Annotated in this window: 1 protein-coding gene and 1 riboswitch; the gene reads left to right on the forward strand. The window is 80.5% G+C overall.

The features are described 5' to 3' along the window. A partial coding sequence (locus tag GTR00_RS21595; RefSeq protein ID WP_166613546.1) for an MBL fold metallo-hydrolase occupies positions 1-847 on the forward strand: 847 nt, incomplete at its 5' end. Positions 848-893: 46 nt separating this feature from the next. Continuing rightward, positions 894-999, forward strand: a riboswitch (SAM riboswitch). The last annotated feature ends 22 nt before the right edge of the window (positions 1,000-1,021 follow it).

The following is a 1,021-nucleotide window of genomic DNA, read 5'->3' on the forward strand; positions in this document are numbered from 1 at the left end:
CTCCACCGCCGTGCTCGACGCCGCCGGGGTGCGGGTGGTCACCGACCCGGTGCTGCGCGGGGCCCTGGCGCACCTGCGCCGGCGCCCGCCGCTGCCGGACCCGGAGCACTCCGCCGACCCCGCGCTGGTGCTGCTCTCGCACCTGCACCACGACCACCTGGACCTGCCCTCGCTGCGCCGGCTGCGCGCGCGCTGGGTGGTGGTGCCGCCGGGGGCGGCGGCCTGGCTGCAGCACCGGCTGCGCGGCACCGGCACCGCCGTGGCCGAGGTCGCGGTGGGCGCCTCGGTGCGCCTGCCCGGCCCGCGCGGGCCGCTGACGGTCACCGCGCTGCCCGCCCACCACGACGGCCGGCGCACCCTGGGGCGGCTGACGGGGGCGCCGGCGGGCGCGCTGCCCGTGGGGCACCTGGTGCGCGTGCCCGGGGTGCTCGGCGCGCGCGCCGCCGCCGACGGCGGGGCCGACCTGCTGCTGTGGGCGGTGGGCGACAGCGGGGAGTTCGACGGGTTCGCCGAGTCGGTGCTGGCGGCCGCCGGGCGCGCCCCGGACGTGGCGCTGGTGCCGGTGGGCGGCTGGGGGCACACCCTGGGCCCGCACCACCTGGACCCCGAGCAGGCCGCCGCACTGGTGCTGCGGGTGCGCCCGCGCCTGGCGGTGCCGGTGCACTGGGGCACGTTCGCGCCGGCCGGGCTGGGCCGCACCATGGGCGAGCGCTGGACCGCCCCGGGGCGGCGGTTCGTGCGGGCCGTGCAGGGGGGCGGGGGCGGCGGCGCGGTGCTGCTGCGCCCGCGCGCGGCCGTCGACCTGGACGCCGCCGGCACGCCCGTGCGGGTGGTCCCGCCGCGCTGAGCGCGGAGCCGTTTTGACACCCGCGGCGCCGTCCCGTTTGATGTCGCCACCATCCAGAGCGGCCGAGAGACCTGGCTCGACGACGCCGCAGCAACCTCCTGCGTTCCCTGGCCGGAACGCGGGTGCGGTGCTCACGCCAGGGTCGATGGAGGAGCAGTGCCGGCCGTTCCCACC

The organism is Kineococcus indalonis, assembly GCF_009906395.1.
GTDB lineage: Bacteria > Actinomycetota > Actinomycetes > Actinomycetales > Kineococcaceae > Kineococcus > Kineococcus indalonis.